This is a genomic window from Flavobacteriales bacterium (assembly GCA_016712535.1).
Classification (GTDB): Bacteria; Bacteroidota; Bacteroidia; order Flavobacteriales_F; family PHOS-HE28; genus PHOS-HE28.
Genome location: JADJQW010000004.1, coordinates 464,328 through 487,930 on the forward strand (window position 1 = coordinate 464,328; position 23,603 = coordinate 487,930).

Consider the following 23,603-nt stretch of genomic DNA (forward strand, 5'->3'; position numbering starts at 1 on the left):
TAGTGTTGGCGAACGGATACGCGTCCCAGTGTGCGGTAGGCATAAGGCCTGCTTTTCCATTCCTTCTGCTGCACGCGGTGAAGGTGGAGGAGCACGCGTTCAGGCATGGGCAGTGAATCGCATCCCGGTACTTTCGCCGCATGATCAATGGTAAGGAGGCCATGGTGGAGGAGTTCGTGCTCCATCGAATCGGCACGGATGGCGCACCGAGCATCCTCAGTGATTACAGCGCGGTGCTGCAAGGGCCCGAGGAGCAGGAGTTCCTGCGCAGGCTCTTCCTGAAGCCCTTCGCGAATGTGCTGCTGACCAACGAATTCGCGGAGAAGGAGGGAGAGGCCAACGTGCTTGAGGGCATCTGCATGAAGGCAGGCCAAGGCAAGGACCTCGTGGGCATCTCACGCGCCATCGCGAAGCATCTCATCGAGGTGGCCAACGCGCACGAGGCTCGGAGCGGCGATCTGTTCGTGGCACGCTTCATCGGCGTGGAGCTGAGCGGCGGTGTCCACGATGCGCTCGGCATCCTCAAGTTCGACGAGAAGGAGGTCTTCATCGAGAGCAAGGCCGAGGGCGAAGCATTGGCCATGCAGCTGAAGCGGGGGCTCGGCGGCCGTAAGCCGGATCAGGCGCTGCTGGTGGTCTTCACGCCTGAAGCCCCAACGCTGTTCGTGATCGACGACGACCCGCGCCAGCCCTACTGGCAGCAGGCCTTCATCGGCCTCCGCGCGAAGCGCGACCCTGTGAACAGCACGCGCAATGTGCTGGAGATGACGCGCACCTTCATCACCGAGCAGCTGCCGCAGGATTACGAGATCCCCAAGACCGATCAGATCGACCTGCTGAACCGCTCGGTGCAGTACTTCAAGGAGCACACTGAATACGATCGCGGGAACTTCGTGCGCGAGGTGTTCAAGAGCGATGAGGTCGCATCCTCCTTCGAGCGCTTCGGCAACCGCTTCCAAGAGGAGCGTGCAGTGGACCTCGATGAGCGCTTCGCCATCAGCGCTGATGCCGTGAAGAAGCAGGCCCGCGTGTTCAAGAGCGTGCTCAAGCTCGACAAGGACTTCCATATCTACATCCACGGCGACCGCAACAAGATCGAGCGCGGCGTGGACGAGAGCGGGAGGAAATACTACAAGATCTATTATGAGCAGGAGCTTTAGTCGCTCTGACGACCTTCACGTGCTGCGTGCATTGTTGGGTCACTGGGGCGGAATCACCCCCCAATACTGACCATCGGCCTCTCACTCAAATCGTGCAGCACCTCTTCCTGCTTCTCCGGTTCGAATTGCGGCAAGCCGCCAAGCATCGCATGCTTCGCAAGGACGTTCGCCTCGATCAGCGGCGCGATGTCCTCGCCGCGCCGCAGCGCTGAGAGCAGGTCAGTCTCCTCGCGCGCGAAGAGGCAGTTGCGCATCCTTCCTTCCGCTGTAAGTCGCAGGCGGTCGCATGATCCGCAGAAGGGCTCAGTCACGGTGCTGATCACGGCAAAGGTGCCGGGCCAATCGGCCACGCGATAGCCCTTTGCGGTGCTGTGCGGGTCATCGGTGAGCTTCGCGAAGCTGTGCACGCTGCCGATGTGGCCGAGCATCTCGGCATAGGTGTACACGCGCTCGCGGCCCCAGCGATTGCCGGCGAAGGGCATGAACTCGATGAAGCGCACATGCACATCGTGATCGCGCGTGAGTTCCACGAAGCGGAGGACCTCGTCGTCGTTCACGCCCCGCATCACGACCATGTTCACCTTCACGCGCAGGCCGTGCTGCAGGGCAAGGCGGATATTGCTCCACACGGTATCGAAGCCATCGCGCCGCGTGATCCTCCTGAAGCGCTCGGCATCGAATGTGTCCAGGCTGATGTTGATGCGTTGAAGGCCGGCGGCGATCAGTCCGTCGAGGTGCCTGTGAAGCGTGAGCGCGTTGGTGGTGAGGCCGAGCTTGACGGGCAATGCAGCCAGGTCGCGCACAATGTCCGCCGCATCGGCACGCACCAGTGGCTCCCCTCCGGTGAGGCGGATCTTGGTGATGCCGTAGCGCTCCACGAATAGCCGCGCGATGGCGCCGATCTCCTCGCCGGTCATCAGCTCCTCGCGCTTCAGGAAGTGCTGGTCCTCCGGCATGCAGTAGGTGCAGCGCAGGTCGCATTTGTCCACGATGCTGATGCGCAGGCTGCGGTGTGCTCGGCTGTGGCGGTCGGTGAGCGCTTGTGACACGCGGGCAAGTTACCTTGAGCGCATCACCATGACAGCAATCCCGCCATGCCGATGAAGGAACTGGCACGATGCCCCTGGCCCGGCACCGATGACCGGATGATCGAATACCACGACACCATTTGGGGCACGCCCGAGCACGATGATGTGAGGCTGTACGCGAAGCTGGTGCTCGATGGCGCGCAAGCAGGCCTCAGCTGGAAGACCATCCTTTACCGGAGCGATGGTTACCGCCGCGCCTTCGACGATTGGAACGTGGAGAGGATCGCGCGTTACGGGAAGAAGGACATCGATCGATTGCTGGCCGATGAGGGCATCATCCGCAACCGCGCCAAGGTTCAGAGCGCGATCAGGAACGCCCAGGCCTGGCTGGCGATCATGGAGGGCGGCAAGGGCAGCTTCGACGACTTCATATGGAAGCATGTGGGGCACAGGACCATCGTGAACCGCTGGAAGGAAGTGAAGCAGCTGCCGGTGAGCACGCCAGTATCCGACGCGCTCAGCAAGGACCTGAAGGAGACGGGCTTCAGCTTCGTGGGCACCACCATCGTGTACGCGTACATGCAGGCCATCGGCATGGTCGATGACCATCTGGTGGGCTGCTTCCGGAAGGCGAAGCGCTAGGGCGATACCTTGCGGCGTGCGCGCACCTGTCTCATCCGTCTCCATCGTCCGCGTCGAAGCGGGATTCCCGCAGCCGGCAGAGGATATCCTCGTCGCCGAGGAGCCGCTGGAGATCCGCTTGGGCCATGGGCCGCTGGATGACCGCGACGAGTCGCGCCTCAGCGTAACCATGCGCACGCCAGGGAGCGATGAGGAGCTGGCGCTCGGATTCCTCTTCACCGAGGGGATCATCAACGCCGCCGGTGACGCTGTGCGCGTGGTGCATTGCGAGGATGTGAAGGACGAGGAGCGCGGCAATGTGGTGCGTGTTGAGCTGCAGCCCGGCCTTGATCCCGACCCATCGCGCTGGCAGCGGAACTTCTACACCAGCAGCAGCTGCGGGGTCTGCGGCAAGAGCAGCATCGAGGCCGTCCATGCGCAGTGCAGCAAGGCCATCCAGCCATGGGGCGCGGTTGACCCGGCCTTCATCACTTCGCTTCCGGACCGCATGCGCGCCGGTCAGAGCGTGTTCAGGCATACCGGCGGCATCCACGCGGCAGCTCTGTTCAACCGGGAGGGCAGGCTGCTGCTGCTGCGCGAGGATGTGGGCCGCCACAATGCGGTGGACAAAGTGATCGGTGCGGCTCTGAATAGTGGGGTAGCCGTGCATGATTGCGCCATGCTCGTGAGCGGCCGGGCCGGCTTCGAACTCGTGCAGAAGTGCGCCGTGGCTTCCGTGCCGCTCATGGCGGCGGTGGGAGCGCCTTCGTCCTTGGCGGTGCAGTTGGCGCGTGATCGCGGCATCACCCTCATCGGCTTCCTTCGGGGCGGTCGCTATAATGACTATTCCGCGCATTAGGTTCGTGACCCCTAATGGACGCACGGACGGAGAGACGCTTGAAGGCGCTGGACAAGGAGCAGATCGCCCTTGTGCCCTATGATCCCGCGTGGCCTCAGCGGTATGCCGAGCTCGAGAAGGAGGTGAAGCGCATCATGCCGCGGCGCTTGATCCAGCGCATCGCGCACATCGGCAGCACCGCCGTGCCTGGCCTCAGTTCAAAGCCGATCATCGACCTGCAGGTGGAGATAAGCGACGCAGAGGAGATCCGCGATACCGTGGCCCCGCTCATGGAGGAAGCGGGATTCGAGTTCCTATGGCGCCCGACCATCGGCGACGAGGATCCGTTCTACTCCTGGTTCATCCTGCGCGACGCCGATGGCCAGCGCACTGCGCACATCCACGCGGTGCGCCCGGGGAAAGCCAGCGTCGATCGCATCGTGTTCCGCGACTACCTGATCGCTTTCGCGGAGGAGGCGCAGCGGTACGCCCAGCTGAAGCTTGACCTTGCCCAACGCTATCCGAAGAACCGAGCGGCCTATTCGGCAGCCAAGACTGCATACGTGAACGAGGTCCTGGCAAAGGCGCGTTCGGGCAAATGGCGCTGAGGCGCTAGCCGGAAGTCAGCAACCATGCGTGCGTCTGCTCGCCTTTCGCCGATTGCCAGAAATAGCAGAAGCGCGCGAGCTTTGAGTTGAGCATGGCCTGCACTTCGGGGTGGTCGCGTCGGGGATAGAACAACTCGATGGTCCCGTTCGCTTGGTCAAATCGCGGGCTCGGGACCGTACCCGGAGCAAAACGCACCACGATGCGCCGTGCGCGCGTCCCCGCTCGTGCAGGAACACCGGCGAAGACAAGCTCACCGGGGTCCTCTCGCAACCCTTTCGTGATGCGCACAACATCAAGCTTCCCTGATGCGAGCAGGTGCGAGGTCACCGGAGCGATCGCGTCCGCGTACCTTATTCCTTCAACTGTTTCCTGCATTGTGGCCATCGGAACGGTGAAGTTCGAGCAAGGGAGCGATCAAGACCGTGGCAAATGACCGAATCGCATGAAATTTCATGTTGCCTTAACGATCGAAGCGGAGGCATCGGGCCTAAGCCCACTTCCTGTCGAGCGCGTATCTCACCAGGCCCGCCGTGCTCCGCACATTGAGTTTGGTCATCAGGCGCTTGCGGTGGCTCTTCACGGTTTCCTCACTGATGAAGAGCGCTGCGCCGATCTCGCCGTTGGTGCGTTCCAGCGCGATGAGCCGTATGATCTCGCGCTCGCGTTGGGTGAGCCCGATGTATTCACCATCCGGCCGTTTCTCCGTGTAGCGGTAGCCTTTGTCGATGCTCGCCTTCGCCGCCTCGCTCAGGAAGCGGTCGCCGCTGAGCGCTGCCCGCACGGCCAGCAGGAGTTCCTCGCGGGTGCAGGCTTTCACCAGGTAGCCCACTGCACCCTCGATCAGCATGCTGTTCACGTACTCAATGTCGGTAAGCGCGCTGAAGGCCAGCACGGCTTGCTCCGGATGGGCCTTGCGCAGCGCGCGCATGGTGTCAATGCCATCCATCTCCGGAAGCGATACTTCCAGCAGGACGAGGTCGGGCTGCTGTTCTCGCAGCAATTCGAGCAATTCATTGCCGGTTCGGGCATGGGCGGTCACGGCCAGGTCCTCTTCGCCACGGAGCCATGATTTAACGCCTTCGGCGATGAGCTCGAGCGGATCCGCGATGAAGATGGTGCTGCTCACTGGAGGGGCCTTGGCACCGACCAAGCTAATGCAAGGGCCTCATATCATGAGTGCCCTGGCGCGGCATCATGTTCAGCTTGCGGCAACCGCTTCATCCCGCAGCCATGCGTGCGCTGTTTCTTCTGAATCGAACACCCGCGCAGGGAAGGGCTGCGGGAACCAGGTGAAGTAGAACTTGCTCACGCTGCGCATCATATCGCCATGCGCCACGAGTGCCAAGGCAAGTATCCGTCGCTTGACACGTTCACCAGTGAAATGGTCCGTATTCGTCGCGTTCGGGTCGATCGGGATCTCTTTGGGGATGATGACCATCAATGCGCACAGCGAATCGCCGATGATGCGGTCGCGGACCTCGGCCACCTCGTCGAGAATGGCCTGGGTGAAGCGTGCTTCGGGCTTGAACCGCTGCACGAGGCACCGATGAGCGGTCCGCGTGAATGTGCAGTGCTTCGTTTCTTCAGTGGATAGTACTTCCATGGGCATTCGATCGATTCGCTGCTGGACGTTCGGATCGCCCCCAAGCGATGGTTCCCGCTTGGGACGATGCCATGACGTAAGGGTCCTGATAGGGTTGGCCCGGATGAGGAGATCAGCCGAAGAGATGCGCGAGCACCTGCTCCACGCGCGCCACCATCACTACTTCGATGGATTTGGCAGGCGCGAGGCCCTTGGTGCCGTGCGGAATGAAGATCCGGGCGAAACCGAGCTTGGCCGCTTCGGCAATGCGCTGCTCGGCGCGTGTCACAGGCCTGATCTCGCCGGTCAGGCCGACCTCGCCGCAGAAGGCAGTATCCATGGGCACCGCGATGTCGGCATTGCTGCTGAGCACGGCGCACACCACGGCCAGGTCGATCGCGGGCTCTTCCACCCGGAAACCGCCAGCGAGGTTGAGGAAGACATCCTTGGCGCCGAGGCGGAAGCCGCAGCGCTTCTCAAGCACGGCCAGCAGCATGTTCATGCGACGCAGGTCGAAGCCGGTGCTGCTGCGCTGTGGTGTTCCGTACACAGCGCTGCTTACCAGCGCCTGCACTTCGATCAACAGTGGCCGCATGCCTTCGAGCGTGGCCGCGACCACCACGCCGCTGGGACGTTCGGTGCGGTCGCCGAGCAGCACTTGGCTGGGGTCGTCCACTTCGGCCAGGCCGCTGCCGCGCATCTCATAGATGCCCAATTCGTTCGTGCTGCCGAAACGGTTCTTCAGGGGGCGGAGCAAGCGGTAAGCGTGGTCGCGGTCGCCTTCGAATTGCAGCACGCAATCGACCATATGCTCCAGCACCTTCGGCCCGGCGATGAAGCCATCCTTGGTGATGTGTCCGATGAGCACCATGGGCGTGCCGGTGGCCTTGGCGAAGCGCATGAGCTCGGCGGTGCATTCGCGCACCTGGCCAACGCTTCCGGGGCTTGCATCCAAGGCCGCAGTATGCAACGTCTGCACGCTATCGATCACCACGAGCGAAGGCTTCATCGCCTCGATGTGCTTGAAGATGCTCTGCGTATTGGGCTCCGTGAGCACGAAGCAATTCGATGCCGGCGGCCTAACGTGCCCATGCTCCAGCCGCTCCGCCCGCATCTTCACCTGGTGCTCGCTCTCCTCGCCGGATACATACAGCACGCGCAGGTGCGGGTTGCGCAATGCCGTCTGCAAGAGAAGGGTGCTCTTGCCGATGCCCGGTTCGCCGCCGATGAGGGTGATGCTGCCCGGCACGATGCCGCCTCCGAGCACGCGGCTCAGTTCGCGATCGCTGAGTGCCATGCGCGGACCGTCCTGCGCAGGGATGTCGTCGATGCTGATCGGCTTGGGCTGGCGTGCCTTGATGCTTGAAGGGGCCCCGCTCCTTTCGATCGCCCGCTCCACCACTTCCTCCACGAGCGAGTTCCATTCCTTGCATTGGCCGCATTGACCGAGCCATTGCGGGTAACTGGCTCCGCAGCTCTGGCACACATAGCGCGAGCGGACCTTAGCCACGTCGGATGCGCTCCACCAGAGCCGTCGTTGAGAAGCCCTCCACGAGCTTGAGGCTGCGCACCTCGCCGCCCGCCGCCTTCACCGCCTTGGCGCCAACGATGCGGTCCTCGCTCCAATCGCCGCCCTTAACGAGCACGTCGGGGACAGTGGCTTCGATGAGGCCCAACGGCGTGTCTTCATCGAAGATGATCACGGCGTCGATCCCGCGCAGTGCGGCCACCACTTTGGCTCGGCTCTGTTCATCGTTGATGGGCCGGTTGGGCCCTTTCCCCTGGCGGCGAACGCTGGCATCGCTGTTCACGCCCACCACAAGGCGATCGCCGAGCGCGGCGGCCTCCTGCAGGTATTCCACATGGCCGCGATGCAGGATGTCGAAGCATCCGTTGGTGAATACGATGGTGTCGCCCTTCATGCGCCAGATGTTGCACAGCCGCTTCAGGTTGACAAGGTCCACCACGCGCTTGTCCGCGGCGGGGCTGGAGACTACATTGCTCATGGTGCGGGCGGTTTCTGCAAGGCAGCCAAAAGTAGCGAGAGGCCCCCGAGCACGATGATCATCAAGGTCTGCGCAGCCCAGAGCAGCCAGCCCATGGCCAATGCATCCGGCCGGAGCAAGCCACCTCCATCGGGTGGCGCCATGTACACGCCCACGATCAACGCCACGAAGGCCGGATAAACGCCGATGCCGCCTTGGACCAGGACAATGCCGATGGCGCCCGCTATGAAGCCCGCGAGGATGGCTGCGAATGGGACTTGGTCCATGCCAGGCAAGCAATAGAAGCCCACTTGGAACATGCCCAGGTAACAGGCCCAGATCAAAACAGTGTGCGCGATGAAGAGGCCCTTCTTCCGCGTGTGCAACACGGTTTGCAAGCCCTGCATGAAACCGCGAAGGGCATCCATGAATCGTGCGCGCAGCGCAGGCCGGGTGAGTACGAGGTACGCCGCGACGGAAGCGCCGATCACGAACAAAGCACCAAGGAGCCAAGCCCATGGGAAGCCGTTCCCAACGGGATCAGCCGAGCCCTGCTCACTGCGGAACCGGGCGATCTGGGCCTTGAACAGTTCGAGCTTATCGAGCTGCATGACCATGGCGACGCCTGCGATGCCCAGGAGCACGGCCATATCCACCACGCGCTCAGCCATCACTGTTCCGAAGCCCTTCTCGAAAGGCACGCGTTCAACCCTGTAGAGCAGGGCGGCACGGCTTGCTTCACCTGCCCGGGGAATGAACATGTTCATGAAATAGCCCGCCATCACGCCGTGGTAGCAATTCCAGAAGCCGGGCCGATAGCCGATCGGCTCCAGAAGGTAGCGCCATCGCCATGCGCGGCTCACATGGGCTAACCAGCCCACCGCAATAGCCAATGTGAGCCAGAGCAGGTTGGCCTGGCCGAAGGCAGCGAAGAGTTCCTCGCGTTGCTCAGGGGTGAGCGCGCTATAGGGTTTGTATACCAGCCATGCCCCTGCGGCCAGGGGCAGTCCCAGCTTCAAGGCGTTCAGGGCTGCCCGTTTCACCCGCGGAGTCGGTTGGTGGCTTCGTCCGGGAATACCACGACAGGACGGTAGGCACGGGCCTCCTCAATGGTCATTCGCGCATACGCCACCACGATGACCACGTCACCGACGCTGGCCCTGAGGGCGGCTGGGCCATTGAGGCAAACGGCACCGCTGCCGCGCAAGCCTTTGATCACATAGGTCTCCAGCCGTTCGCCATTATTCACGTTGAGCACTTGCACTTTTTCACCCTCGATGAAACCGACCGCGTCGATCAGGTCCTCGTCGATGGTGATGCTGCCGACGTAGTTCACATCGGCTTCGGTGATGCGCACGCGGTGCAGCTTCGCACGGAGCACTTCAATGGTCATGGTCGGGCATGGCGCGGGGGATATGCCCTTGGCCAAGGGGCGGCGAAGTTACCAGCCCCCATTGGATACGGTCAGCGTCTTCGAATGGTCAGATTGTCGATGAGCCTCACGGTGCCAAGTTGGGCAGCGATCATGGCAATGGCGTCCCGGTGATCCGGCCAAGCGGCCAAAGGTTGCATGGTCTCGGCATCAGCGATTCCCAGGTATTCCAACCTGATGCCCGGCTCCTTATCAAGTTCCAATCGACCCAGGCTCAAGCACTCGCTCAGGGTCATGCCGTGAGCATTGTCCTCAATGGCCTTCAATGCACGGTACAAGGCGGGAGCTGACCGTCTTTCTGAAGGGTTCATTTTGATGTTCCTTGAGCTCATGGCCAAACCATCAGGTTCGCGAACAGTGGGGCAGGGGATGATGTCGATGGGCCACCGCAGATTATTTGTAACCCATTGAATGATAGCTAGTTGCTGCCGATCCTTCATGCCGAAACAAGCACCATCGGGCCTGACGCAGCCGAAAAGCCGGTCAACCACGTTCACTACACCTTGAAAGTGCCCCGGTCGCTGAGGTCCTTCCCAATGGGAATCAAGGCCGCCGAGCTCGTATTCCTTCTGGTGATGGTCTGCGAATAGAAGTTCCATTGTGGGTGCAAAGAGCGCGCTGCAACCAGCGCCTTCTAGCAGGCCCCGGTCTTCCTCGGGCCTGAGCGGATAGCTAGAAAAATCCTTTGGATCGTTGAATTGCAGGGGGTTAACGAAAATGCTCGTGACTACAACATCGAACTGATCCAAGGCCCGGCTTACCAGATTCAGGTGACCAGCGTGCAAGGCTCCCATGGTCGGGACAAAGCCGATACGGAGGCCTTGCCGTCGTTGGGCTGCAGCCCAAGATGTCATTTCAAATGGATCCTGAATGAGCTGCATCCCGCGGTCTTAATTACTTGGCCAAGCTAGCGGCACGTTGAAGACCGCCCGCAAAGTCTATATTTTTGCGGTCCCGATTCATCATCACCCCCCGCATGAGCTTGAAGAACGCGAAGGTCCTAACCATCTCCCAGTCCATTTCGCCCTTCATGGACATTCCTGAGGAGATGGCCAAAGTGTCGCGTTCATTGCCCCAGGGCACTTTGGATCGTGGCAATGAGATCCGGGTGTTCATGCCCAAGTGGGGCTGCATCAACGAACGCCGGCACCAGCTCCATGAGGTGATTCGCCTGAGCGGGATGAACTTGATCATCAACGACACGGACCATGCCTTGTTGATCAAAGTGGCCAGCGTGCCGAGCGCGCGGATGCAGGTGTACTTCATTGACAATGAGGAGTTCTTCAAGCGCAAATCCGACACGCACGACCTCGATGGCATTTTTTACCCGGACAACGATGAGCGTGCGCTTTTCTTCGGTCGGGGCGTGCTCGAGACCGTAAGGAAGCTGGGCTGGGTGCCGGACATCATCCACTGCCACGGTTGGATGGCGGGCCTGGTGCCGCTTTACATCAAGCATTTCTATGCCGATGACCCGCACTTCGAGAATGCCAAGCTGGTCATCAGCGTGTACGACCAGAAGTCTGAGCCCATGGACAAGGACCTGGCGAAGAAGCTCTCCTTAGAGGGCTTCGACAAGGATTTGCTCAAAGGACTGGCGAAGCCCTCGACCGATGACCTTTACAAGTTCAGCATGGGCTTCTGCGATGCCGTTGTGAAGGGGAGCCCGAAACTGAGCAAAGGCTTGGAATCCGCTATCAAGGCGGAGGGCAAGCCAACCTTGGGCTATTCGCAAGGCGCCGAGTTGCTCGATGGCCATTTGGAGTTCTATAGCACCGTGCTCGAGGCTGCGCTCGTGTGACTGGCCATCGCGACATGCTGGCTCGATTCCGACCGCTTTGGCCTCTGGTGCTGATGCTGCTGGTAACCGGCGCCTGCCGGAAGCCGGATGCCGACTTGGGCAATGGCCTGTTGCCCGGCGACCCGCTCGGTGTTGTGATCGATACGGTTCAGCTTCACGCTTTCACGCGCGCTGATTCCAACTTCCGATCGAGTTCCCTCTCGCGCCAGGTGCTGGGCTCGTTCATCGATCCCCGCTTCGGGCTTACGCGTGCAGGCATCGTTACGCAGATGCGGCTCAGTGCATCGAATATCGGCTCAGGCCAGGACACCGCAGGCCTCATTGCCGATAGCATTGTCCTCGCCTTGGCCTTTGACGGAGCCACTTACGGTTATGGGAACATGGATGCGCAGGAGTTCCGGGTTCATGAGCTCGACGAAAGGCTCTCCATCGATTCCATCTACCGGAGCAATCGATTGCCCCAGATCACGGGCCCGGACCTGCTCGAAGGTCGAGGGCGCGTGAAGCCGGAGCCGCTCCGAAAGCAGTTCATCCTTGGCGATAGCGTGCTGCCCCAGCTACGCCTTCGCCTAAGCGATGCCACTGCCCAGAGGTTCATGGATGCTTTCGGTACCAGCGACCTCTCATCGAACGATGCATTCCTCGATTTCTTCCCGGGGGTGCACATAACCGTGGCCAATGAGGGCCAAGCTCCTTTCCAAGGTGGCCTGCTCTATTTCAACCTGCTGAGCACACCGAGCAAACTCACGCTCTACTACCGCGACACGAACAGCACGACGCCTGATCTCACGCGGGCGCTTGACTTCCCGATCAATAGCAATGCAGTGCGCTACTCCACAGTGGAGCACGACTTGTCGCAAGCCATCGGCAATGAGGTGGCCCTTGCGATTGTCGACACCACCAGTCCGGCTGAGGTGGTTTACGTGCAGGCCTTGGCCGGACTGCGAACCGTGATCCGCATGCCGTCGTTGGCCGATTATCGCGGCCAATCGAAAGTGCTCGCCAAGGCCGAATTGGTGCTCACCGTCGATGGAACCACGTACCCGTATTATCCGCCACCGGAGCTGCTCGTGCCCTTCCGCAGGAATGAAAGTGGCCAGGAGGCTTTCCTGCCTGACTTGATCGGAGGGATCGGAGCTTTGGACGGAAGCTACCGATCGACCGAAGGCGAGTACCGATTCAACATCACCCGCTTCGCGCAGCGCGTGATCTCCGGCGAGCAGTCCGATCCCACCTTGGAGCTGGTTGCGGGAAGCGGAGGCATCACCGCCAACCGCGTCGCGCTGAAAGGGCCGGCAGCCCTGAACGGCCCCATGCGTCTTCGGCTCACGTTCACTTCATATTGAAGCGCCATGTGCGGAATCGTTGCTTACCTGGGCGATAAGGAAGCCTACCCGATCCTGATCAACGGGCTGAAGCGGCTTGAGTACCGCGGCTACGACAGCGCGGGCGTCGCCCTGATCAGCGATGGGGCCATGCGCATCTACAAATGCCAGGGCAAAGTGAGCGACCTGGAGGCCCATGTGAACGGGCAGAGCACGGCTGGCACCTTGGGCATGGGCCACACCCGTTGGGCCACGCATGGCCAGCCGAATGATGTCAATGCCCATCCGCACGCATCGAACAGCGGCGACCTCGCGATCATCCACAACGGCATCATCGAGAACTACGCGGCCATCAAAGAGGAATTGCGCAAGCGCGGCCATGTCTTCCGCAGCGACACCGACACGGAGGTGCTCGCCCATTTGATCGACGATGTGCGGGTGACCGAGGGCGTGGACCTGGCTGAGGCGGTGCGCCTGGCCTTGCAGAGCGTGGTAGGTGCGTATGCGATCGTGGTGCTGGACACCCATTCCCCGGACCTGATGGTTGCCGCCCGCCGGAGCTCGCCGCTGGTGATCGGCATCGGCGACGACGGCGCCCACTACCTGGCCAGCGACGCGACGCCCATCGTGGAGCACACGCGCAACGTGGTCTATCTGGAGGATGGCGAGATCGCTGTGATGCAGCGCGGGCATGGCTTGCGCATACGCAACATCAAGAACCAGGTGAAGACCCCCTTCATCCAGGAGCTCGAGCTTCATCTGGAGGCGCTGGAGAAAGGTGGTTACGACCACTTCATGCTCAAGGAGATCCACGAGCAGCCTCGCAGCATTCGCGATAGCATGCGCGGCCGCCTGAACCTGGCCAAGGGCGAAGTGGTTCTTGGCGGCATCAAGGAGCACGAGCAGAAATTCGTCCAAGCCAAGCGGGTGCTCATCGTGGGCTGCGGTACCAGCTGGCACGCAGGGCTGGTGGGTGAGTACCTCTTCGAGGAATTAGCGCGCATCCCTGTTGAGGTGGAGTACGCCAGCGAGTTCCGGTACCGCAACCCGATCGTGAACGAGGACGATATCGTCATCGCCATCAGCCAGAGCGGCGAGACGGCAGATACGCTGGCGGCCATCGAGCTGGCGAAGAGCCGCGGTGCCACCATCATCGGCATCTGCAACGTGGTGGGCAGCAGCATCGCGCGTGTTACCCATGCCGGTTCCTATACGCACGCCGGCCCGGAGATCGGCGTGGCCAGCACCAAGGCCTTCACCGCCCAGGTCACGGTGCTCACCTTAATGGCCATGATGATCGGCCAGCGCAAGGGAACGCTCGGCGGAAGCGCGTTCCACAGGCTGTTGAACGAGCTGGACTCCATCCCGGACAAAGTGCAGCGCCTGCTCAAGGCGGAGCCGCAGATCAAGCGGATCGCGGAGATCTACCAGCATGCGAGCAACGCGCTCTACCTCGGCCGCGGATACAGCTTCCCCGTGGCGCTCGAGGGCGCGCTCAAGCTGAAGGAGATCAGCTACATCCACGCCGAAGGCTACCCGGCTGCCGAGATGAAGCATGGCCCCATCGCGCTGATCGATGAGGAGATGCCGGTGATCGTCATCGCTACGAAGGGCGCGAGCTACGAGAAGGTCGTGAGCAATATCCAAGAGGTGAAGGCGCGCAAAGGGATAGTCATCGCCATTGTCACGGAAGGCGACCGCGTGGTGAAGGACCTCGCCGACCACACCATTGAGATCCCCGAGACCGCTGACCCGCTGGTGCCGCTGCTCAGCGTGATCCCCCTGCAGCTATTGAGCTATCATATCGCCGTGATGCGCGGTTGCAATGTGGATCAGCCCAGGAACCTGGCCAAGTCGGTGACCGTTGAATGAGCCTTCGCCGCCGGGGCCGGTGAATGCCAGCATGCTCGACCGTTTCCGCCGCATCACTTCTTCGGGCAGCTACGTGCCCGAGATCGACGGGCTGCGCTTCATCGCCATCTCGAGCGTGCTCCTGTTGCATGCCCACATGTGGCTGGTGCATTGGATGGGCATCGGGAATCCGGGGTCCGTGGCCGGGCTGTCGCTGTTGGACCCGGTGCTGAGGCTCGGCGGCTACGGGGTCGACATCTTCTTCGTGATCAGCGGCTACATCCTCTCGCTTCCCTTGCTGCAGGGCGGGAAGTTCAGTTACCGCACGTACATCCTCAGGAGGCTCACGCGCTTGGAGCCTCCGTACATCATCACCACGCTCGGCTTCGCGGCGCTCCTGTACATCACAGGGCGCTACACCTGGCAGGAGATCGCGCCAGAATTGCTGAGCTCCTTGGTTTACCTGAACAACATCATCACGCCAAGCGACCTGCCCTTGGTGAATGGCATCACCTGGTCGCTCGAGATCGAAGTGCAGTTCTACCTGCTTTGCCCGCTCCTTGGGCTATGGCTCCGCAACAAGCCGTGGCAATTGGCGGTGTATATCGGATTGTTGTTCGTTGCGCTCATCGTGCAGAAGTGGTTCAAGCCGGAAACGCTCAGTTTGCTCTCGGTCGGCTCCTACTTCGCCTTGGGTTATGTTCTGGCCTTCGCCTCCCTGCGCAAACCCGTTCTGGCTCTTCCACCATGGGCGCGCGACCTGCTGGCCGCGATCTCATTCGTGGGGATCTGGGTCCTCTTCGCGATGGTAGGCAAGGACCGCAGCGGCGCTTTCGCGTGGTACGTTCTGGAGCACCTGAACCTGTTCCTGTTCTTCTACCTCGTGCTGGTGCACCGGGCACTTCCCCGCCTCTTCACCAATCGGCTGGTGGCCACCATCGGCGGCATGTGCTACAGCATCTACCTCATCCATTTCGGCCTGATGAGCTTCGTGGGCAAGCTGCTGCTGAATCGCGGATGGTTCGGCGGCGAAACCACCACTTACTACGCCATGATGGCCATCCTGCTGTCCGCCACCATCGGGGTATCAGCATTCTTCTTCCTCTTGTTCGAGAAGCCCTTCATGCAGCGCGATTGGCACAAGCGGTGGTGGGCACGGCTCCGAGGCGCACCCAACACTGGCGCTGCCCGGTGATCACGGGCTGCTGACCGGCGCTTCCGACCCGGCCCACATCAGGATCCGGTCGCAATCGCGGAAGCGGTCGAGGTCCTTCGACGCAATCAGATGGACGAGATCAATGATCGCCACCACCCCGAAACCGCCGAATGTGAGGCCGTAGGCGATGGCCACTTTGGTCGTGGTGCCCAAGTACAGGCGGTGCGCTCCGAACGGACCCAATAGCACGGCCAAGGCGATGGCCACGCCGCGGTGATCCTCCTGCAGCGTCATGGGTTGAAAGAGCTCGACAGGCTGGAGCCCCGGATCGCTCACGGAGGGCACGCTATCCGTTCGGAATGGCCCCATGGCAGCGCCGTGGGACACGCTCAGCGCCAAAGCCATCCCTCCGATCGCACGGAACCGCATGCCTCAAAAGTAGAGGGCCGCGCATGACCTTGAATGCACAGCGCCAGAGCATAGCCCTGGCGCCGTGCCAGAATTCAAGGTGCCGCTTACTTGCCCGCGGCAAAGCGCCGTGCCACTTCGGCCCAGTTCACCACGTTCCAGAAGGCTGCGATATAATCCGGTCGGCGGTTCTGGTAGTTGAGGTAGTAGGCATGCTCCCATACATCGAGAGCCAGCACCGGCGTTCCTCCGCAGCCGGTATTGGGCATGAGCGGGTTATCCTGGTTGGGCGTAGAGCACACTTCGAGCTTGCCGCCTTTCTGAACGCATAGCCAGGCCCAGCCACTGCCGAAGCGGGTGGCACCGGCGGTTGCGAACTTCTCTTTGAAGGCATCGAAGGACCCGAAATCGCGGGTGATGGCTTCGGCCAGCTCACCGGACGGAGTGCCGCCTGAATTCGGGGCCATGAGCGTCCAGAAAAGGCTATGGTTGTAATGGCCGCCACCGTTGTTGCGCACGGGCATGTTGGTCATGTCGAGGCTCGCCATGAGCGCCTCGATGGGTTGGCCATCCATGGGGGTGCCTTCAATGGCCTTGTTCAGGTTGGTGACATAGGCCTGGTGGTGCTTTCCATGGTGGATTTCCATGGTGCGCGCATCGATGTGCGGTTCCAAGGCGTTGGCGGCGTAGGGGAGTTCGGGGAGTTTATGTGGCATGGCTGATGGGTTCCTGGCTTGTTTCCGTCGAAGGGCCGAAGGTATTCACCGGAAAAGCAGCGAAGCATTTTGACGGATCCATAACGCGGATACATTTGCGCCCACTTTCACCAACCGTACCACTCACATGTTGAAGAAGTTCGCTCTTTTGGCCGGCATGGCTGCCTTCGTGGTGGCTTGCGGCCCGTCTCAGGCCGAGATCGAGGCCAAGGCAAAGGCCGTTGCTGACAGCCTCGCGGCTGTGATGCGCGCCGACAGCATCCGCATGGCCGAAGAGGCTGCTGCTGCTCAGGCGGAGGCTGAAGCCAAGGCTCAGGCTGTGGCTGACAGCATCGCTGCTGCCGCTGCTGCTGCGACCACCGGCAAGTAGTCAGTTCCGTACTGCAAATGGAATGGGGGCCCTTCGGCCCCCTTTTCATTTTTGCCCAGTCGCCTTGCCGGCGGCCAGCTCGCTTGCGGCCCGGATGAAGGCGGAGTCGGAGTCCAGCATCACTTCGTAGAAACCGGCATCGCCCCATAGGTTGCGAGCCACGCCAGCCTTCAATCGGTTGGTGATCTGCTTTCGCGACCGCTCGAGTTCCCCCGGCTTTTCCATGATGCCCTGTTCCTTGGCCTCCTTGCGCAGTCCGTCGAGCGCTGATTCGGACAGGGCATAGCGCGTTTTGAACGCGGAGGCGCTGCCAAAGGCCAGCAGCCGGTTCCGTTCGCGGTCGGCCAGGTCGAAAGCGTATTGATTCAGCGTGCCGCTGAAGAACAGGTCCGTGAGGAATTGGGATCCCTCAGCGGTATCGGCCGCCACGAAGAGGTCGGGCATCACGCCACCGCCGCCGTATACGATGCGCCCGCCCTTGGTGCGGAAGACCTGCGTGCTGTCAATGCGCACGCTGTCGGCCGAGAAAAGCTCCCCGTGCGTGGTTCGCCGTTCATAATCGGCATCGTAATCAACCCCCGCGCCGTAGGGTTTCTGGATGCTGCGGCCACTGGCCGTGTAGTAGCGCGCCGTGGTGATCCGCACAGCGCTCTGGTCCGGCAGGTCGATGTGTTCCTGCACCAGGCCTTTCCCGAAGGACCGGCGGCCGACGATGGTCGCCCGATCATTGTCCTGCAGGGCCCCGGCAATGATCTCACTCGCGCTGGCCGAGCCTTCATCGATGAGGATCGCCAATGGGATGTCCTCATACGCTCCTCGGTCGGTAGCCAGCATGTCCCGTCGAGGCGATCTGCGGCCCTGGGTGTACACGATCACGCTGCCATCGGGCAGGAACTCGTCGGCCAGGTCAACAGCCGCATTCAAGTAGCCACCGCCGTTGCCGCGCAGATCGAGCACCAGGCGCTGCATGCCCTGGGCGCGGAGCCCATCGGCTGCAGCAAGGAACTCGGCATGGGTATTCTTCGCGAAGCGGCTCAGCTTGATGTAGCCGGTGCCATCGGGACGCAGCAGCGCCGCCGCAACGCTATAGATCGGGATGGCGCCGCGGGTGATCTCCACGTCCATCGGCTTCTTGCCCGGCCTTCCGATCACGACCTTCACATTGCTGCCCTTGGGGCCGCGAAGGAGCTTCATCACGCCGTCGTTGGTGATGCCCACGCCCGCGAGGGGAACAGTATCGGCCTTCAGGATGCGGTCGCCTGCGCGGATGCCCAATTGGGCGCTGGGCCCGCCTTCAACCGGAGCCACCACCACCACGGTATCCCGTTGTATCGCGAACTCAACGCCGATGCCGTCGAAGCTGCCTTCGAGGGGCTCGGTGGCGGCACGCAGCTCAGCGGCACTGATATAGTAGCTGTGCGGATCGAGCCGATGGAGCATCTCCTGAAGGACTTCTTCCACCAGCGCCTCCTTCTCCACGGTATCCACGTATTGCCGGTCGATGAGGTCCAGCACTTGCCCGAGCTTCTCGGCGGCGCCCGGTTGCCTGAGCTGGAATACGCTCAACGGTCCGCCGGACCCACCGCCCATGTTGCGCCCGATGAACAGGCCGGCGACCAGCGCCAAGGAGAGCAACAAGGGCACATAAGGGGATATCGGATGCCGTTGCGGGTTCATAGGATCACAGGAGCTGCGCGATGAGCACGCCTCCATCCCGCAGCAGGTCGAGGCCCGAGGGGTCCTTGTAAGCGTCGAGGTACACCAAGCGCTTGATTCCGGATTGAAGGATGAGCTTGCTGCATTCCTTGCAAGGCGAGTGCGTCAGGTACAACGTGGCTTCGCGGGCATTGTTGGTGCTGCGGGCCACTTTCATGATGGCGTTGGCCTCGGCATGCAGCACATGCCAATGGGTTAGACCGTCGGCATCCTCGCAATCATTCGGGAACCCCGTAGGGGTGCCATTGTATCCATCGCTGATGATCATGCCCTCCTTCACGATGAGGGCGCCCACTTTCTTGCGGGTGCAATGGCTCAGCTTGGCCCATTCCTGTGCCATGCGCATGTACGCACGGTCGTAGCGCTCCTGTTTCTGGGGGTCGGCGTAAACCAGGGAATCCTGCTGCATTCAATCCTCTGATCATCTGATCGCCGGATCATCCGATCGAATCGTACCCAGGGCGGGACTCGAACCCGCACGAATTGCTTCACTGGTGTTTGAGACCAGCGCGTCTACCGATTCCGCCACCTGGGTGGGTGCCTCCTGAAAGGGACGGCGAAAATAGCCTTACAACTGCTTCAACAAGCCCCGCAGATCCACCTTCTCGCCCACGATGCGTTCTACCTCGCTGATGGGCACGCGCTCCTGCTTCATGCTGTCGCGCTCGCGGATGGTGACGGCGTTGTCGGAGAGCGTCTCGTGGTCCACCGTGATGCAGTAGGGCGTGCCGATGGCGTCCTGCCTGCGGTAACGCTTGCCGATGCTGTCCTTCTCGTCGTACTGGCAGTTATGCGAGAGCTTCAGGCTGTCGATGATCTCGCGCGCCTTCTCGGGCAGGCCGTCCTTCTTGATCAAAGGCAGCACGGCCACCTTCACTGGTGCGAGCGGAGCGGGGATGCGGAGCACCACGCGCTCTTCGCCGCCCTCGAGCTTCTCTTCATCGTAGGCCGCGCTAAGGATCGCGAGGAACATGCGGTCCAGCCCGATGCTCGTTTCCACCACGTACGGCACGTAGCTCTCGTTGGCTTCGGGATCGAAGTAGGTGAGCTTGCGGCCGCTGTGCTTCTCGTGGCTGCTCAGGTCGAAGTCGGTGCGGCTATGGATGCCCTCGAGCTCCTTGAAGCCCATGGGGAACTGGAACTCGATGTCGCACGCGGCATTGGCATAGTGCGCCAATTTGATGTGGTCATGGAAGCGGTAGTGGTCGGCGGGCAGGCCGAGTGCTCGGTGCCAGGCGATGCGCTTCTCCTTCCAGGTGGTGTACCACTCCATCTCGGTGCCGGGCTTCACGAAGAACTGCATCTCCATCTGCTCGAACTCGCGCATGCGGAACACGAACTGCCGCGCCACGATCTCGTTGCGGAAGGCCTTGCCGGTCTGCGCGATGCCGAAGGGGATCTTCATGCGCGCGCTCTTCTGCACGTTGAGGAAGTTGACGAAGATGCCTTGCGCTGTCTCCGGCCGCAGGTAGATGGTGCTGCTCTCGCCGCTCACGCTGCCGAGCTCCGTGGCGAACATCAGGTTGAACTGCCGCACCTCCGTCCAGTTGCCGGTGCCGCTCACCGGGCACTTGATCTCCTCGTCGATGATGAGTTGGCGCACCGCCTCCAGGTCGTTCGCCTCGAGCGCCGCCTTCATCCGGCCTTCCACGGCATCGATGCGCTCCTGGCTGCGCTTCACGTTGGGGTTGGTGGCGCGGAACTGCTCCTCGTTGAAGGCCTCGCCGAATTTCCCGCGCGCCTTCTCGATCTCCTTGGCGATCTTCTGCTCATACTTCGCCAGGTGCTCTTCCAGCAGCACGTCCGCGCGGTAGCGCTTCTTGCTGTCCTTGTTGTCGATCAGCGGATCGTTGAAGGCGTCCACGTGGCCGCTCGCCTTCCACACGGTGGGGTGCATGAAGATGGCCGCGTCGATGCCCACGATGTTCTCGTTGAGCTTCGTCATGGCGGCCCACCAGTACTGCCGGATGTTGTTCTTCAGCTCGGCGCCGTACGGGCCGTAGTCGTAGGTGGCGCTCAGGCCATCGTAGATCTCGCTGCTGGGGAACACGAAGCCATACTCCTTGGCATGGCCGATCAACGTCTTCAGACGGTCTTCTTGATTGCTCATTTCAGGATGTGCGAACGCTCTGGAAACCTTCAGCGTCGCGGGCGCAAAGATGTGCGTTGCTTTCGATTGATATTTGATCGATGGCTGTTGAGAAGCGCGTACCGCAGGATCGTACGCTGAAAGCGTTTCGGCTCGCCCGAGAGTTCTGTAAGGTGCCGGGGATATCCGTTGACGGTATCATAGAAAAGATTCAGGCGGAGGAGCCCGGCATTGACCGCGAAACCGCTTGGATGGCGGCGGATCAAGCCGTGAATGAACGCGTCAATAGTTCACAAGCTAGGGGCAAGGATCGCGGGCTGTTGGCGCTTGCGGTGATCGTGAACCTCTTTGCCCTCGCATTCACAGGGGAATGGTGGGTGATTCCTTTGGGCATTGGCGCGTTTGTCGTCCTTTGGTTGATGGCGCGGATCAACGACCGGGATTAGCACTGGAGGACTTGATGACCTCCGCTCGTGCCCTTGCGGCTCGAAGCTAGAGGCTAGCGGCCTGTAGCTTTGAGCCCGAATGATCGAGCACCGCAACACCCTCATCTCCGAGGATCTCTTCGAGAAGCGCTTCGTCTGCGACCTGAACGCGTGCAAGGGCGCGTGCTGCGTGGAGGGCGAGAGCGGCGCGCCGCTGCTGAAGGAAGAGGCCGAGCAGATCGAGAAGCTCTGGCCGAAGTACAAGAGCTACATCCCGGAGAAGGGCAGGCAAGCCGTGGCCGAGCAGGGCTTCAGCGTGATTGACGAGGACGGCGACCTGGTGACGCCGCTGGTGGATGGCAAGAAGGAATGCGCGTTCACCGTCTTCGATGAGAAGGGCATCGCACTGTGCGGCATCGAGAAGGCCTGGAAGGATGGCAAGATCCCTTTCCGCAAGCCGATCAGCTGCCACTTGTATCCAATCCGCATCGAGAAGATCGGCGAGCGCGACGGGCTCAACTACCACAAGTGGAACCTGTGCAAGCCGGCCTGCACCTGCGGCGCGAAGCTCGATGTGCCCGTGTTCCGTTTCCTGAAGGATTCGCTGATCCGCGCATACGGGGCGGAGTGGTACGCCGAGCTGGAGGGGATCTATGCGGAGTGGCTCGCCGAGCCGAAGCGGAAAGGGCGGTAGCTCATTTCACGAAGAGGCGCAGGGAACGCAGAGGAGCAAGCCCAGCGCATTCGCATTCCCCCACGCTCCCGCGTCTTCGTATCAGCCCGCATTCGCATTTCTCTGCGTTCTCTGCGCCTCTGCGTGAACCCGCGTTCGCATTTCTCTGCGCCCTCGGCGTCTCTGCGTGAGGCCGCATTCGCATTCCTCCACGCTCCCGCTCCTGCGTATCAACCCGCACTCGCATTTCTCAGCGTTCTCTGCGCCTCTGCGTGAACCCGCGTTCGCATTCCCCCGGCCTGCGCGCCATTGCGCTGCACGCGCCGCGTGGAACGTGCGCCGCGACTGACCATTCGCTTTGCCCGCACGCCATACCGCACTGGATCCGCGCGCTTCGGCCCTTGTTAACCGATCGTCAAAAGATTTCCCTTGCAAGTGTGCCTGCGCGATCCCTTGCCCGTCAACAGGGCGCTTCAGGCCCGTGTTGAAAAGTCGAAAGAAGTGGGGCCTCCGGACCGTTGCTGCCGATCCCCATCGCTTCCATTTTTGTGACCCGCCGACGCCTTCCTCCGAGTGCTTCCGGAATCGACGCCGACGGACCAACCGACAAGACCGAGCATCACTTAACGGGTCCAACCACCCGAACGGAATACCGACCTCTTCACTTTCCACCGCCATGAGCAATACTACCCAGATGAGCATGGAGCTCCCCGCCGATCCCGCTTTCACCAACGAGCCCCTCCTCAAGGAGAACAAGGACCGCTTCGTCATCTTCCCCATCCAGCACAACGACATCTGGCAGTTCTATAAGAAGCATGAGGCCGCGTTCTGGACCGCCGAGGAGATCGACCTCCACGCTGACCTCGTGGACTGGGCCGAGAAGCTCAACGATGACGAGCGCTACTTCATCAAGCACGTGCTCGCCTTCTTCGCCGCCAGCGACGGCATCGTGAACGAGAACCTCGCGGAGAACTTCCTGCATGAGGTGCAGTACCCCGAGGCCCGCTTCTTCTACGGCTTCCAGATCGCCATGGAGAACATCCACAGCGAGACGTACAGCCTGCTCATCGACACGCTGATCAAGGATCCCCTGGAGAAGGACAAGCTGCTGCACGCCATCGACACCGTGCCGTGCGTGGGCAAGAAAGCCGAGTGGGCGCTGAAGTGGATCAGCAAGGGCACCTTCGCCGAGCGCCTCATCGCCTTCGCCGCCGTGGAGGGCATCTTCTTCAGCGGCAGCTTCTGCTCCATCTTCTGGCTGAAGAAGCGCGGCCTCATGCCCGGCCTCAGCTTCAGCAACGAGCTCATCAGCCGCGACGAGGGCCTGCACTGCGACTTCGCCTGCCTGCTCTACACCAAGCACCTGCTCAACAAGCTCCCCAAGAAGACCGTGGAGACCATCATCCGCGATGCCGTGGAGATCGAGAAGGAGTTCGTGACCGATGCCCTGCCCGTGAACCTGATCGGCATGAACGCCAAGCTCATGCAGCAGTACATCGAGTTCGTGGCCGATCGCCTGCTCATGGAGCTCGGCAACGAGAAGATCTACAACGCCCTGAACCCATTCGACTTCATGGAGATGATCTCGCTCCAGGGCAAGACCAACTTCTTCGAGAAGCGCGTTGGGGAGTACCAGAAGGCCGGCGTGCTCAACAAGGGCGATAAGAACGAGGCCAAGTTCACGTTGGACGCTGACTTCTAAGGAAGGGTGAATAGCGAATGGTGAATAGGAAATGTCGGCAATAGCAGCCCCATTCACCAACTCCCATTCGCCATTCACCAGCAACTCACATTGATCAGTTGAAGAAGACCCCCGCG

At 61.5% G+C, this 23,603-nt stretch carries 26 protein-coding genes and 1 tRNA gene; 12 read left to right on the forward strand and 15 right to left on the reverse strand.

Going from position 1 to position 23,603, the window contains the following annotated elements; genetic code table 11:
- Nucleotides 1–140: 140 nt before the first annotated feature.
- The gene (locus tag IPK70_16440; GenBank protein MBK8228752.1) at nt 141–1,160 is read left to right on the forward strand and encodes a nucleoid-associated protein; all 1,020 of its coding nucleotides are present in this window, start codon (nt 141–143) and stop codon (nt 1,158–1,160) included.
- A gap of 53 nt (nt 1,161–1,213) precedes the next feature.
- Here the strand turns inward: IPK70_16440 and moaA are convergent, their stop codons facing one another.
- Nucleotides 1,214–2,209 carry a GTP 3',8-cyclase MoaA gene (moaA, locus tag IPK70_16445; protein MBK8228753.1) on the reverse strand — a complete coding sequence of 332 codons (996 nt, stop codon included), beginning with the start codon at nt 2,207–2,209 and terminating at the stop codon, nt 1,214–1,216.
- Between the two features lie 51 nt (nt 2,210–2,260).
- Between moaA and IPK70_16450 the strand changes: the two genes are divergently transcribed.
- Genes IPK70_16450 through IPK70_16460 form a run of 3 tightly spaced genes read left to right on the forward strand, consistent with a single transcriptional unit; the run spans nt 2,261 to nt 4,255 of the window.
- Nucleotides 2,261–2,830, forward strand: a complete 570-nt coding sequence (locus IPK70_16450; protein MBK8228754.1) for a DNA-3-methyladenine glycosylase I — start codon at nt 2,261–2,263, stop codon at nt 2,828–2,830.
- The gene (fdhD, locus tag IPK70_16455; protein MBK8228755.1) at nt 2,790–3,668 is read left to right on the forward strand and encodes a formate dehydrogenase accessory sulfurtransferase FdhD; all 879 of its coding nucleotides are present in this window, start codon (nt 2,790–2,792) and stop codon (nt 3,666–3,668) included. Before IPK70_16450 ends, fdhD begins: the two co-directional genes overlap by 41 nt.
- Before the next feature lie 14 nt (nt 3,669–3,682).
- Nucleotides 3,683–4,255, forward strand: coding sequence for a GrpB family protein (locus IPK70_16460; protein MBK8228756.1), 573 nt, complete (start codon nt 3,683–3,685; stop codon nt 4,253–4,255).
- A 4-nt stretch (nt 4,256–4,259) separates the two neighbouring features.
- On the opposite strand, the gene IPK70_16465 is transcribed toward IPK70_16460, so the two are convergent.
- The 8 genes from IPK70_16465 to IPK70_16500 all read right to left on the reverse strand — a co-directional run bounded on the left by IPK70_16465 (nt 4,260) and on the right by IPK70_16500 (nt 10,136).
- Entirely contained in the window at nt 4,260–4,640 is a 381-nt protein-coding gene (locus IPK70_16465; GenBank protein MBK8228757.1) for a hypothetical protein, read from the reverse strand.
- Nucleotides 4,641–4,743: 103 nt separating this feature from the next.
- On the reverse strand, nt 4,744–5,382 hold the full coding sequence (locus tag IPK70_16470) for a response regulator transcription factor (protein ID MBK8228758.1): 639 nt from the start codon (nt 5,380–5,382) through the stop codon (nt 4,744–4,746).
- Between the two features lie 72 nt (nt 5,383–5,454).
- Nucleotides 5,455–5,793 (reverse strand): hypothetical protein, encoded by a 339-nt coding sequence (locus IPK70_16475; protein MBK8228759.1) that lies wholly within the window; start codon nt 5,791–5,793, stop codon nt 5,455–5,457.
- Nucleotides 5,794–5,971: 178 nt separating this feature from the next.
- Nucleotides 5,972–7,348: a DNA repair protein RadA gene (gene radA, locus IPK70_16480; protein MBK8228760.1), complete on the reverse strand. Its 1,377-nt coding sequence runs from the start codon at nt 7,346–7,348 to the stop codon at nt 5,972–5,974.
- A complete protein-coding gene (gene rfaE2 / locus IPK70_16485; GenBank protein MBK8228761.1) occupies nt 7,341–7,844 on the reverse strand; it encodes a D-glycero-beta-D-manno-heptose 1-phosphate adenylyltransferase in 504 nt (167 codons plus the stop codon). The genes radA and rfaE2 overlap by 8 nt, the downstream gene beginning before the upstream one ends.
- The gene (locus IPK70_16490) at nt 7,841–8,866 is read right to left on the reverse strand and encodes a flippase-like domain-containing protein (protein ID MBK8228762.1); all 1,026 of its coding nucleotides are present in this window, start codon (nt 8,864–8,866) and stop codon (nt 7,841–7,843) included. The genes rfaE2 and IPK70_16490 overlap by 4 nt, the downstream gene beginning before the upstream one ends.
- Nucleotides 8,863–9,216: an aspartate 1-decarboxylase gene (gene panD / locus IPK70_16495; GenBank protein MBK8228763.1), complete on the reverse strand. Its 354-nt coding sequence runs from the start codon at nt 9,214–9,216 to the stop codon at nt 8,863–8,865. Before panD ends, IPK70_16490 begins: the two co-directional genes overlap by 4 nt.
- 71 nt (nt 9,217–9,287) lie before the next feature.
- Nucleotides 9,288–10,136: a pantoate--beta-alanine ligase gene (locus tag IPK70_16500; protein MBK8228764.1), complete on the reverse strand. Its 849-nt coding sequence runs from the start codon at nt 10,134–10,136 to the stop codon at nt 9,288–9,290.
- A 95-nt stretch (nt 10,137–10,231) separates the two neighbouring features.
- Between IPK70_16500 and IPK70_16505 the strand changes: the two genes are divergently transcribed.
- From IPK70_16505 to IPK70_16520, 4 genes are read left to right on the forward strand one after another with little or no spacing between them, the layout of a single operon-like run.
- The gene (locus tag IPK70_16505) at nt 10,232–11,056 is read left to right on the forward strand and encodes a glycogen/starch synthase (protein MBK8228765.1); all 825 of its coding nucleotides are present in this window, start codon (nt 10,232–10,234) and stop codon (nt 11,054–11,056) included.
- 14 nt (nt 11,057–11,070) lie between these two features.
- A complete protein-coding gene (locus tag IPK70_16510) occupies nt 11,071–12,402 on the forward strand; it encodes a DUF4270 family protein (protein MBK8228766.1) in 1,332 nt (443 codons plus the stop codon).
- A 6-nt stretch (nt 12,403–12,408) separates the two neighbouring features.
- Nucleotides 12,409–14,253, forward strand: coding sequence for a glutamine--fructose-6-phosphate transaminase (isomerizing) (gene glmS, locus IPK70_16515; protein ID MBK8228767.1), 1,845 nt, complete (start codon nt 12,409–12,411; stop codon nt 14,251–14,253).
- Nucleotides 14,246–15,427: an acyltransferase gene (locus IPK70_16520; GenBank protein ID MBK8228768.1), complete on the forward strand. Its 1,182-nt coding sequence runs from the start codon at nt 14,246–14,248 to the stop codon at nt 15,425–15,427. The genes glmS and IPK70_16520 overlap by 8 nt, the downstream gene beginning before the upstream one ends.
- Here the strand turns inward: IPK70_16520 and IPK70_16525 are convergent, their stop codons facing one another.
- Entirely contained in the window at nt 15,428–15,817 is a 390-nt protein-coding gene (locus tag IPK70_16525; protein ID MBK8228769.1) for a TM2 domain-containing protein, read from the reverse strand.
- A gap of 86 nt (nt 15,818–15,903) precedes the next feature.
- Complete coding sequence (locus tag IPK70_16530) at nt 15,904–16,512, reverse strand: superoxide dismutase (GenBank protein MBK8228770.1); 609 nt, start codon at nt 16,510–16,512, stop codon at nt 15,904–15,906.
- Between the two features lie 127 nt (nt 16,513–16,639).
- Between IPK70_16530 and IPK70_16535 the strand changes: the two genes are divergently transcribed.
- The gene (locus tag IPK70_16535; GenBank protein MBK8228771.1) at nt 16,640–16,882 is read left to right on the forward strand and encodes a hypothetical protein; all 243 of its coding nucleotides are present in this window, start codon (nt 16,640–16,642) and stop codon (nt 16,880–16,882) included.
- 45 nt (nt 16,883–16,927) lie between these two features.
- On the opposite strand, the gene IPK70_16540 is transcribed toward IPK70_16535, so the two are convergent.
- The 4 genes from IPK70_16540 to IPK70_16555 all read right to left on the reverse strand — a co-directional run bounded on the left by IPK70_16540 (nt 16,928) and on the right by IPK70_16555 (nt 20,708).
- The gene (locus tag IPK70_16540) at nt 16,928–18,559 is read right to left on the reverse strand and encodes a S41 family peptidase (GenBank protein MBK8228772.1); all 1,632 of its coding nucleotides are present in this window, start codon (nt 18,557–18,559) and stop codon (nt 16,928–16,930) included.
- Nucleotides 18,560–18,563: 4 nt separating this feature from the next.
- Nucleotides 18,564–19,007 carry a dCMP deaminase family protein gene (locus tag IPK70_16545; GenBank protein ID MBK8228773.1) on the reverse strand — a complete coding sequence of 148 codons (444 nt, stop codon included), beginning with the start codon at nt 19,005–19,007 and terminating at the stop codon, nt 18,564–18,566.
- Nucleotides 19,008–19,051: 44 nt separating this feature from the next.
- Nucleotides 19,052–19,133: transfer RNA gene (locus IPK70_16550), tRNA-Leu, on the reverse strand.
- Nucleotides 19,134–19,166: 33 nt separating this feature from the next.
- Nucleotides 19,167–20,708, reverse strand: a complete 1,542-nt coding sequence (locus IPK70_16555; GenBank protein MBK8228774.1) for a glycine--tRNA ligase — start codon at nt 20,706–20,708, stop codon at nt 19,167–19,169.
- Nucleotides 20,709–20,788: 80 nt separating this feature from the next.
- Here IPK70_16555 and IPK70_16560 point away from each other — a divergent pair, with 80 nt between their 5' ends.
- From IPK70_16560 to IPK70_16570, 3 genes are all read left to right on the forward strand, one after another.
- Nucleotides 20,789–21,133, forward strand: coding sequence for a hypothetical protein (locus tag IPK70_16560; protein MBK8228775.1), 345 nt, complete (start codon nt 20,789–20,791; stop codon nt 21,131–21,133).
- A gap of 79 nt (nt 21,134–21,212) precedes the next feature.
- Nucleotides 21,213–21,806: a DUF3109 family protein gene (locus IPK70_16565; protein ID MBK8228776.1), complete on the forward strand. Its 594-nt coding sequence runs from the start codon at nt 21,213–21,215 to the stop codon at nt 21,804–21,806.
- 679 nt (nt 21,807–22,485) lie between these two features.
- A complete protein-coding gene (locus IPK70_16570; GenBank protein MBK8228777.1) occupies nt 22,486–23,487 on the forward strand; it encodes a ribonucleotide-diphosphate reductase subunit beta in 1,002 nt (333 codons plus the stop codon).
- The last annotated feature ends 116 nt before the right edge of the window (nt 23,488–23,603 follow it).